Raw genomic sequence first — 10,411 nt, forward strand, 5'->3', positions numbered from 1 at the left:
TTATACTATACATACTACCAGTATCGTTCTTGCCTTCACCGAGAATCGCTGGACTAAACCACTTGTTTTTTAGTATTAAGAAATATTACCATATATTACTATGAAGGCAGCTAAAGTGATGATCTCGGCAAAAGTGGACAGGAGTGTGTTTGACACCCTTGATGTCTATGCTAAGGAGCTGCAGGTAAGCAAAAGTTGGATAGTTCAGCAGGCATTGAAGCAGTATTTCGACAAGTATGATGAGTATTTAGGCGACATGCGGGTTGCGTCTCTCTCTGAAGGTATCTCTCACGAGGATGTGTTAAAAGAATATGGCTTACCGCATTGAATGGGATATTCGGGCATATAGGGAACTGAAGCAGATTGAAACAAAAGCAGCCGTAGAAATCCTCAATGCCCTGAATAAACTCTATGAAAATCCCCGTGAGACTGGAAAGCCGCTGGAAGGAAAGTTCAAAGGAAAATACCGCTTACAGGTCGGCGATTACCGTATTATTTACTGGATAGAGAAATCCACAGTGTGGATTGTATCTGTTGGGCATAGGAAAGAAATATACAGATGACAGCACATTAAAAGGAAAAGTAGACAAGGCAGTGCCCCCCACACAGTCCTTGAAACTCCTTCGCATTTAATTGTAAACTTACTACCATGCTTACGTATCTGACAAAGAAGACCCTTGAGATGGTTATCACCTTCGCGGGTATCACCATCATCAGTTTCGCGATAATACATCTGGCCCCCGGTAAACCTACCGACGTCCTGACCGACCTTAATCCTAAGATTACACCGGAGGCTCGCGCTAAGCTGGAGAAATACTATGGCCTCGATAAGCCCGTTACCACCCAGTATGCCCTGTGGCTTAAACGCGTTGTCATGCTTGATTTTGGCGAGTCATTCTCCTCCGACCACAGGGCGGTCTGGACTAAGATTAAGGAGCGGCTCCCTATAACGCTATACATTAATATCGCCTCGCTGCTTATTATCCTTGCCATTGCTATACCTATCGGGATATCATCGGCAGTACACCGCCATACGCTGTATGACAGGATTACCACTGTGGGTGTGTTTGTGGGGTTTGCGATGCCGGGGTTTTGGCTTGCCCTCCTTCTGATGATGTTCTTTGGCGTACATCTTCACATGCTGCCGGTTGCTGGGCTGAAATCGGCGGGGTTTGCCGAGTTTTCGTTTCAGGGAAAGGTTGTTGATATATTAAGGCACCTTATCCTTCCCATCTTTGTGTCGTCGTTTGGCGGGATTGCCGGCATTTCACGTTATATGCGAGGCTCCATGCTTGAGGTAATCAGGCAGGACTATATGACAACGGCAATGGCAAAGGGCTTGACATCAAAAAGGGTAATATATGTGCACGGGCTTAGAAACGCGCTGCTTCCTATTGTTACAATCATGGGGCTTTCTGTGCCCGGTCTGATTGGGGGCAGTGTTATATTTGAGCAGGTTTTCTCCATCCCCGGCATGGGGCAGCTCTTTTACATGTCCGTCATGTCAAGGGATTACCCGCTCGTAATGGGCATCCTGACTATCGGGGCAGTCCTTACGCTTTTGGGGAATTTGTTTGCAGACCTGGGGTACGCGGCCGTTGACCCGCGAACCAGAAGATAGCCCCGGAGATAGAAAAATAAGAAAATTCAATATGAAGACAAACGCGGTCATAGACAGACTCAGGTCAAACAAGATGGCCGTCACGGGCGGGATAATCGTGCTGTGCCTGTTTTTGGCCGCGGCACTGGCACCGCTTATCGCACCATACGACCCGGAGGCCGTCAACCGGCATAGCGTGCTTTCAGCTCCATGCCGCGCTCATCTGCTTGGCACTGATGACCTCGGAAGAGATGTCCTTAGCAGGATGCTCTACGGGGCGGGGATTTCACTGTCGGTAGGGTTTGTCTCAGTCGGTATTGCAACGGCCGTGGGGATTGCAATCGGGGCGGTGGCAGGGTACTATGGCAAGGCCGTTGATATGGCGGTCATGAGATTTGTTGATATAATGCTGTCTATCCCCACGTTTTTTCTGATACTTGCCGTTATCGCGTTTCTTGACTCCAGCATCTGGAACATCATGGCCGTCATAGGGTTGACCTCGTGGATGGGGGTGTCGCGCCTTGTGAGGGCGGAGTTTCTATCGCTCAAAAACAGGGAATATGTGCTTGCCGCAAAGGCCTCCGGCGCGTCTGATTTGAGGATAATCATGAGACACATGCTTCCTAACAGCATGGCACCCGTGATAATCTCAGCCGTGCTTGGTATAGCGGCGGCGGTGCTTGTGGAGTCGGCGCTTAGTTTCCTTGGCATCGGGGTTCAGCCGCCCACGCCCAGTTGGGGCAATATACTCTCGGCCGGCAAGGACAACCTTGAGATAGCATGGTGGCTTTCCGTGTTTCCCGGCCTTGCGATTCTCGTTACCGTCATGGGATATAACCTGCTTGGCGAGGGGTTGAGAGATATTTTTGACCCGCGTCTATGGGATGAGCGCTCCTAATCAATTACTCAAAGACTATGCCGCAGAGACCCCTGACCCGGTACGCTCTCTCAATAATCTCGACGCCTTTGCCACTGCCAACCCTGAGCATGTTAACGCCTTCACACACAAAGAGCTGCAGGGCGCGGCCTCCTTATTCGCTTACACGCAGTTTCTTGCGGCATATGCACTAAACAATCCGGACATATTTCTCCGGAGCCTTAAAGAGGCGGACTCACCTACTGATAAATTGTCTTTAAAAGATGAACTTGCCCCCAATGACATTGAAAAGGATTCATACGGCGCGTATCTGCGTAATTTTAAGAAGAGGCACCTGTTAAAAATAAGCCTTCGCTTTGCCAGTGGCACGGCTGATATCAAAGAAAGCATGTCAGCGCTCAGCCTTCTTGCCGATGTCATATCAGAGGCTGCCCTCAGGCGTACTGTCATGGATTTGAATAACATATACGGCGACCCGCAAAGCGATAAACTCTCTGTCATCGCACTTGGAAAGCTCGGTGCCTCGGAGCTGAACTACAGCTCTGACATTGATTTAATGTTCGTCTACGAATGCCCCCAAGGGCAGACCTCTGGCGTGGTAAGCCCAAACGGCTTGCGAATTAACCGGATAACAAACCACGAGTTTTTCTGTAAGACGGCCGAATCTGTGAGCAGGCTGCTCAGTGAGAACACCGCCGATGGGTTTGTCTATCGTGTTGATTTACGGCTGAGGCCCCAGGGAAGCAAGGGCGAACTATCCCTGCCCCTCAGTGGCTATGAACAGTACTATGAGTCATGGGGCAGGGAGTGGGAACGCCTTGCCCTCATTCGTGCGCGTCTCGTGGCAGGGAATGAGGGGCTTGGCAGGGATTTTCTTGATATGATTGCGCCATTCGTCTTTAGAAAATACATTGACACGCGCTCAATTGGGGAAATCAAACAGTTAAAAAAGAAAATTGACTCTACGTTTAACAGGTACGATATAAAAAAAGGCTATGGCGGCATCAGAGAGATAGAGTTTTTTGCACAGGCGCTGCAGTTGGTCTATGGCGGGCAGGAGCCGCTGTTGAGGGAACGCGGGCTTGTCATGGCCCTACACAGATTGAGCCAGAAAAATCTCATAGGCTGTGATGATTTCTCTGTCCTTTCTGAACACTATCTCTACCTACGGCGGCTTGAGCAGTGCCTTCAGATGAACAACGACATCCAGACGCATACGCTGTCAACTGAACCGGGCGCCCTTGAAGGCACAGCAAGGAAGATGGGGGCGGCAGACTCAACGGTATTCATGGCCGACCTTCACCAGAGGCGCACTGATGTAAACAGGATATATAACTCACTCTTTGAGGTGTCAAATGACCAGGGGGGCCAAACCCTGCTGGATACATATGACGAAGACGCCCTTAAAGTGGAATTAGAGGAAAGACGTGTAAAAAATCCCGGCAAGGTGCTGTATTACCTGCGAAAAATTAAGGAATCAATGAATTCATTTCAGACCCTTACAATGAGGCGGTTGCAGGGGGCGATAATCCCGGAGTTTGCGGAGTTGGCATTAAACTCTTCTGACCCTGAGATGGCGCTCTGTAATCTGCAGCGGTTTACTGAGGTAGTTTCCACCTCCGGCAGCGTATCGTATCTGGGGCTTTTCGGCGCGAACAGGGGGCTAATCGGTGCGCTTACAGGTGTGTTTTCAAAAAGTCCCTTTTTGTCGTCCATTCTGATGGGTGACATAGGCTATATTGACATGCTTGCCGGGGGCACACCTATCAGAAAGACGCTCAGGGCAATGGTTGATGAGTCAATGGCGGTATTGAAGATAAGAAACTCACAATCGGAGGCGTTGGCGCGGTTTAGAAAGATGGAGGAGCTGCGCTTAGGGATGCTGTATCTGGATAAGCGTATAGGGATAATCAATCTGATGAAGGGGTTGGCCAAGGTGGCCGAGTCTATTGTCATGGCCGCAGTGGATGGCGGTAAGGATGTCTATGTCGCGGCGTTTGGGAAACTAGGGGGCCGGGAGATAACGATAAACTCTGATCTTGATATAATATTTATAGGTGAAAACGGCGCCGCGTCCTCAGAGGCGGCACAGCGTGCGCTTAGGCTGCTGTCGTCATACACGAAGGAGGGATACACATATAAGGTTGACACACGCCTCAGGACAGACGGCTCAAAGGGTATGTTGGTGAACACGCTTGACGGCATAAGGGACTACTACTTACACCATGCAAGGATATGGGAGGTGCAGGCGCTCCTGAAGGCGCGGCCAATAGCGGCGGCCCTCCCGATAAGGCAGGGCTTTATGGAGATGAGAAATGCGGTATTTCTCCAGCGGGGGCGGCACATAACCGCAGAGGATATAATCACGATGCGCGGCAGGATAATGAAGGAGCGCCTCACGCCATATAGTGCCCCTGACATTAAACTATCTCCGGGCGGGGTGGAGGACATAGAGTTCCTTGTTCAGTTTAAACAGTTAAAGCACGCGGCAAGCCACCCTGCCATACTGGTACAAAACACGGCGTCGGCGCTGCACAGGCTTATAAAAAGCGGCATAATAGGGCAAATAGACGGTAAAAAACTGTTAAACGATTATATGTTTTATCGCGGCATAGAGACATTAATGCGCCTGCGAGGGGAAAAGACAATCACGCCGGGCAGTGATATATTTGAGACAATAGCGGCGGACTTTAGGGACAAGGGATATTTCAAAACCCATCTGGAGCAGTTCATGCAGGAGACGGCGTCAACAATAGCTCAGTTGCTGAGATAGCTGATTCGCCACAGAAAAGTAGAAAAAAGGGGTATGCAGCAGCCATAAACATTATGATTCCCAAAAAACTTATTACTACCAGAATTTTTGTTTTCATAATTGCCTCCAAAACATAGTTATGATCTCCCGCCTCTATTCACATAATCTCTTATGTGCAAACGTTGCCGTAACTCTGTGCGGCTATGAAACTATGAAGCGAGAGACCTACGCGACGGTAGAACAATATCGCCGGGGTCTCCGCTTACATAGAAGGCCGCGGCTATTTGTTAAGCCCCTGCTGTGGCGCCCGCTGTTTCATATCGCCGGGATGACATGCAAAGTATTTTCTGTCCGGTGTATAGACACAAATTCCTGTAACAGCACCGCCCGGAGTGTTCATATTACAGGTAGTGCCATCGGATTTCCCCGTACAGGCATCAATAGCAGGTTGCGGTGGAATCCGACTCTCTGAGCTTGAGTTCGGCATTTGACCTGGTCTGGCAACTAAACCCTTTGGTGAATCCACGCATGTTGCCGCAACCTTGCCTTCCCGTGTAGTATGCTCAACTGTATCACCCGATTTCTTGCCTTTGCAATCTTCATATGCCTGAGGAGGTGGCTCTTTTAGTCCCGCAAGATCCTGTTGATTTTGAGGTTGCTGTGCCATCGCTTCATAAGTCCACAAACTTAATACCAGCATAAGAACCATCACTGTCTTTTCCATGGCTTAATCTCCTTTCTAAAGTTTGATTACGGTATATCGTTGAAGATATTCCGCAGTTGTAAATTGGGAAAGCAATGCTTTTCCCGTCCTCAACAGAAACAGATTATTCTATAATCCATCCAGATGGGACCGATGATGCCACAGAGGCCGAACTCTTAATAGTTGTACCGCTCATAAGCCATATTACAACCTGTCCCGAAGAAGAGTTCTGCCAAAGTATATCGCTCATGCCATCGCCATCAAAATCACCTGTCCCCTTAATCTGCCATGTCGAGTCAAGCGATGCGGCAACAGAGACTGAACTCTTTATCGAAGTACCACTCATCAGCCATATCACCACTTGCCCTGTCGTAGAATTTTGCCATAGAATATCAGCCTTTCCATCACCGTCGAAGTCTCCTGTTCCTTTAATCTGCCAAGCAGCATCAAGTGATGAGACTATAGAGACAGAACTCTTAATTGAGGTACCATTCAACAGCCATATTACTACTTGACCCGTAGTGGAATTCTGCCAAAGAATATCACTTTTTCCATCACCATCAAAGTCTGCTACTGCTTTAAACTTGCCAGTCAGCTCCAAGCGATTGATAAACGGCGACTGGGCCATTAATCTTAGCGCCGTTCATCAGCCACGCGGCAACCTGCCCCGTAGTAGAATTACGCCATAGAATGTCGCTCATTCCATCACCATCAAGATCCCTTACGGGGTGATGAAAGGCTACTTTCACAGTACAATCAACGGTGATTGGCATTGTGGTGTAAGTAGTGCCAGATAATACGCCGCCGCATGTACCGCCTACAGAGGCAGTGTATCCTGTGTTTGGCGTAACCGTGAATTGTATCGTATCGCCGTAGCTGGCAGTTTGAGCTATTGACTGACTTATTGTCCCATTAGAACCTGCTGACGGTGTTACCGTAAAGGTCTTTGTGGAAGGCTCAAAAAACAGATAGTCTGTGTTGGATATATACGGTGTCAGTGAGTTCATATCAGTGATTACATCGGAATAGAGATACGGTGTGGTAGCAACGGTGAAGTCGAAAGTGGTGTTGTCCGAATAGGTGCCCGAGAGAAATGACTTTCTCAGGGCTATGAGCTTGGTCTTCTGGTCTGTTGTCAGAGTGCTATAGACATAAGCAAAAACAGTGGCATAGCTATAGTTGTTCTGCCCGTCAAGGTCGCCGTATGTTGCCGACAATGCCAACACATGGGTTTTGACAGCATCAGAGGATGTTGTGGATGTGCGCAGGCTTCTCAGAAGAGTGGCTATTTGAGTTCGTATTGAGACGATGTTGGATGAGCTTGATGCATATAGATTGTTTCTCTGCGTATCTACGAGAGAAGACATCACCGAGGCCTGAGATTGTGTAACATATCCCTGTGAGCTGTCACTGAGGGCCAGCCCCGCGGTAGCGGTGAGCTGCTCACTGATGCTGTATCCTTCATGTCCAACGGCAGGGGCGTCTTTCATGTAGAAAGAGCCATAGTAAGTCCCGTGGCGCTCGGGACAAAAATACACGTCGGCATCTATGGAACCGGCATACCAACTGAATATGTCGCTTGCATAGGTCATCACATTCGTGGCCGTTCCTTGGGGCAGCGTTGACATCCTTGCGCTAATTTGATCGTCTGTGATGTTCGGCCATGAGTTAAACCCCTTGCCCTTCATGGCATTGAGATACGCCGTTTGTGTGGAGGTCATTGAATTGATAACATCGGCATAGAGTACGGCGCGGTCAAAGCTGATTTGCCCGTCAATTGTGTATAGCCCCTCAGATGCCTTCCTTACGGCATTGAGATTCAGGCCGGAAGACCCTGTAGGAATATCTCCAGTGAGGAGACGACGAAATGCGCTCATCAGGGAGAAGCGTTTATAGCCGTAGAGGGCTATCTGATTTTGTTGGGCAGAGGCAAGTGCCTTTAGTTTTGCGAACTGTGCGTCATTGAGGATGTATATGACGTTGTTGGCAACACGGGTTAAAAAACTGGTGTTGTGGCCCATGTTGTCGGGGTCGTTGTCGCGCAGGTACTGAAATCCGGTATAGTCCGCTACCTTGCCCGGGGGAAAGAAAGACTGTGAGTCGAGATTTCCAGTCATCATCCCAAGTCCGGCAAATGCTATGGTAGTAATCTGGGCCTGATCAGACAGTGTCTGACTCATGGTGAAGGCTGGGTCCATTGATCTACCCGCTGCACTGCATATAACTGGCATTAATATCGTTGACATGACAATAAAAACTACTCCTAACAATAGTCTTACTTTCATAATTACCTCCTTATGATAGTTTTAACTTCAGGGATATCATGTCTTGCAATAGTGTCATCATGGCAGACCTCCTTAGAATACTTACTCATGGCCTGACACTACGTGTCATTCAACCATGTTAATTATAGTATAAATGGATACTTCGTAAAGAGGGGTTAAGATTAGGCAGGTTTTTGTAAAGTTTTGTAAAACAAATCTCCTACGTTCTTTACAATTCTTAACAGACAAACGGAGGCGATATAATTAAGCAATTCTTGTTGTACCTTTAACTCACAACATGGGGGTTTATCTGGAGATTGTATGGTCGGAGTTGAGAACATATTTGGATGCAGACCTCATCGCGACTAACATCCAGAGCCTACGGCTAAGCCTGAGAGCTTTTACGGCAATCCGCGGTGATATGCCAGTGTACTTATCTCCATACATCGGCAGCCACTAGTCGCGGCTCTTCTTACATGGTATGGATTTTTTAGGTATTCTACCGTACCTCTACGTAGATTACGTAAGTGAGTTGCCCTAAGCGCATACTAAATCGTCAGGATTTTCAATGCCCTTAGTCTGCTGGGGTGTTTGAGTTTTCTGAGGGCCTTTGCCTCAATCTGCCTGACGCGCTCGCGGGTGATGGAGAGATGTCTTCCCACCTCTTCAAGTGTGTGGTCTCTGTCAACACCTATGCCGAAGCGCATCCTGATAACCTTCTCTTCCTTAGCAGAAAGTGTGCGCAGTACTTTTTGGACATATTCTGAGGCCTCGCTCTTTTCGGCGTCGGAAAACGGGGATGGGCTGTTTTTATCGCCTATGAAATCTTCGAGTTCTGTGTCTTCGTCGCCAACCGGCGTCTGCAGGGCTATGGGGTCCTGGATTGCCCTAAAAACCTCTTCCACCTTCTTCAGGGGTACTTCGAGCTTCTGCGCGATTTCCTCGTTGGTAGGCTCTCTGCCAAGTATTTGTGTTATCTCCCTTGAGGTCTTCGTAACGCGGTTGTAAAATTCCATCATGTGGACGGGGACGCGAATAGTCTTTGTCTGGTCAATCAGGGCGCGGGTGATTGCCTGCCTTATCCACCATGTGGCATATGTGCTGAACTTAAACCCTTTCTCATATTTAAACTTGTCAACCGCCTTCATAAGGCCGATGTTGCCTTCCTGGATTAAATCGAGAAGGGGAAGTCCCCTGCCCACATAGTTTTTTGCTATGTTAACGACAAGGCGAAGATTCCTTGTGATAAGTTCGTTTTTTGCCTTGCTGACGAGTTCTTTAGCCTTAGAGACACGGTCCCATTTACTTTTGAGGTCCTCAATCCTTATGCCTATCTCAGATTCAATACGCTTAGATTCATATTTGATCTCTTTATATAGTGCTTCAACGTATGCCGGGTCAATGACATTGGAATAATTTTTCGTCGTTACAATCGCCGCCACATCATCAAACGTGCCGAACGGCCTTACCTTGTTGTCGTAGAGGGTTATCTGTTCAAATAGTTCATCAAGGCGCTCAAGTGTAAGTTTCAACGCCTCTTCCGCCCGTTCGTCTTCCAGAAGGGTATCGTCGCTGAGGTCAAGGCCAGCCTCAAACCTGTTGTAAATAGAGAACGAAGTAACGATTGTTTTAATAATCTCCCGACCCTCTTCAAGGCTCTTGGCAAGTTCTGTCTCTTCGTCTTTGCTGAGGATAGAAATGTCGCCCATCGAATGGAAATATGCCTGAACGAGGTCTTCAGTTTTTTCGTATCCTTCGATTTCATCTTCCGCTTCTAAAACAGGTGCCGCATTGTCATGGTCAACGACCTTTACCCCCATGTCCTGGAGGAGATCCATGAGGTCTTCAATCTCATCAGGTGAGAAAAACTCTGACGGCAGGGCATCGTTTATTTCATCATAGGTCAGCGAACCGCGTTTTTTTCCTATACTGATTATTTCTTCAAAAATGTCCTTCTCTTTCATCAACAAATCTCCCGGGGCATATAACCCATTGTCAGCACACTATCCACTATCGGCCATTTATCGGCGCACTATCAGCCAGCTCAAACATTTCACAAAGCACAATCACGCATTGTAGCATAAAATAAATGGTAAAATCAATCGCCGCCAAGCCCTATTTCGAAGAATTGGAATTTTCACTGCTGGACCAGGGCAATCGCATTAGAAATTGCCTCCCTTATTTTTGTCACCGCCCTTATTTTTGTCATTCCGGC

At 48.1% G+C, this 10,411-nt stretch carries 9 protein-coding genes; 5 read left to right on the forward strand and 4 right to left on the reverse strand.

All coding sequences use genetic code 11. The annotated features are described in order from the left end of the window. Positions 1-100: 100 nt before the first annotated feature. The 5 genes from AB7D94_RS14140 to glnE all read left to right on the forward strand — a co-directional run bounded on the left by AB7D94_RS14140 (position 101) and on the right by glnE (position 5,250). The gene (locus tag AB7D94_RS14140; RefSeq protein WP_420266584.1) at positions 101-328 is read left to right on the forward strand and encodes a ribbon-helix-helix protein, CopG family; all 228 of its coding nucleotides are present in this window, start codon (positions 101-103) and stop codon (positions 326-328) included. Beyond that, entirely contained in the window at positions 312-563 is a 252-nt protein-coding gene (locus AB7D94_RS14145; protein ID WP_420266585.1) for a type II toxin-antitoxin system RelE family toxin, read from the forward strand. The genes AB7D94_RS14140 and AB7D94_RS14145 overlap by 17 nt, the downstream gene beginning before the upstream one ends. An 86-nt stretch (positions 564-649) precedes the next feature. Further along, positions 650-1,621, forward strand: coding sequence for an ABC transporter permease (locus AB7D94_RS14150; protein ID WP_420266586.1), 972 nt, complete (start codon positions 650-652; stop codon positions 1,619-1,621). Positions 1,622-1,652: 31 nt separating this feature from the next. Beyond that, positions 1,653-2,498 carry an ABC transporter permease gene (locus tag AB7D94_RS14155; protein ID WP_420266587.1) on the forward strand — a complete coding sequence of 282 codons (846 nt, stop codon included), beginning with the start codon at positions 1,653-1,655 and terminating at the stop codon, positions 2,496-2,498. Further along, a complete protein-coding gene (gene glnE / locus AB7D94_RS14160) occupies positions 2,467-5,250 on the forward strand; it encodes a bifunctional [glutamate--ammonia ligase]-adenylyl-L-tyrosine phosphorylase/[glutamate--ammonia-ligase] adenylyltransferase (RefSeq protein WP_420266588.1) in 2,784 nt (927 codons plus the stop codon). Before AB7D94_RS14155 ends, glnE begins: the two co-directional genes overlap by 32 nt. A gap of 259 nt (positions 5,251-5,509) precedes the next feature. On the opposite strand, the gene AB7D94_RS14165 is transcribed toward glnE, so the two are convergent. From AB7D94_RS14165 to AB7D94_RS14180, 4 genes are all read right to left on the reverse strand, one after another. Beyond that, on the reverse strand, positions 5,510-5,953 hold the full coding sequence (locus AB7D94_RS14165) for a hypothetical protein (RefSeq protein WP_420266589.1): 444 nt from the start codon (positions 5,951-5,953) through the stop codon (positions 5,510-5,512). Positions 5,954-6,056: 103 nt separating this feature from the next. Then, positions 6,057-6,560, reverse strand: a complete 504-nt coding sequence (locus tag AB7D94_RS14170; protein ID WP_420266590.1) for an FG-GAP repeat domain-containing protein — start codon at positions 6,558-6,560, stop codon at positions 6,057-6,059. Further along, on the reverse strand, positions 6,511-8,217 hold the full coding sequence (locus tag AB7D94_RS14175) for a hypothetical protein (RefSeq protein ID WP_420266592.1): 1,707 nt from the start codon (positions 8,215-8,217) through the stop codon (positions 6,511-6,513). Before AB7D94_RS14175 ends, AB7D94_RS14170 begins: the two co-directional genes overlap by 50 nt. A 527-nt stretch (positions 8,218-8,744) precedes the next feature. Then, positions 8,745-10,160, reverse strand: coding sequence for a sigma-70 family RNA polymerase sigma factor (locus AB7D94_RS14180; protein ID WP_420266593.1), 1,416 nt, complete (start codon positions 10,158-10,160; stop codon positions 8,745-8,747). Between the last annotated feature and the right edge of the window lie 251 nt (positions 10,161-10,411).

The organism is Candidatus Magnetominusculus dajiuhuensis, assembly GCF_046044395.1.
Lineage (GTDB): Bacteria > Nitrospirota > Thermodesulfovibrionia > Thermodesulfovibrionales > Magnetobacteriaceae > Magnetominusculus > Magnetominusculus dajiuhuensis.

Bases quoted from the DNA above. Each gene is read 5' to 3' on its own strand.
- AB7D94_RS14140 (WP_420266584.1), top strand. From the start codon at position 101: ATGAAGGCAGCTAAAGTGATGATCTCGGCAAAAGTGGACAGGAGTGTG.
- AB7D94_RS14145 (WP_420266585.1), top strand. From the start codon at position 312: ATGGCTTACCGCATTGAATGGGATATTCGGGCATATAGGGAACTGAAG.
- AB7D94_RS14150 (WP_420266586.1), top strand. From the start codon at position 650: ATGCTTACGTATCTGACAAAGAAGACCCTTGAGATGGTTATCACCTTC.
- AB7D94_RS14155 (WP_420266587.1), top strand. From the start codon at position 1,653: ATGAAGACAAACGCGGTCATAGACAGACTCAGGTCAAACAAGATGGCC.
- AB7D94_RS14165 (WP_420266589.1), bottom strand. From the start codon at position 5,953: ATGGAAAAGACAGTGATGGTTCTTATGCTGGTATTAAGTTTGTGGACT.
- AB7D94_RS14170 (WP_420266590.1), bottom strand. From the start codon at position 6,560: ATGGCCCAGTCGCCGTTTATCAATCGCTTGGAGCTGACTGGCAAGTTT.
- AB7D94_RS14175 (WP_420266592.1), bottom strand. From the start codon at position 8,217: ATGAAAGTAAGACTATTGTTAGGAGTAGTTTTTATTGTCATGTCAACG.
- AB7D94_RS14180 (WP_420266593.1), bottom strand. From the start codon at position 10,160: ATGAAAGAGAAGGACATTTTTGAAGAAATAATCAGTATAGGAAAAAAA.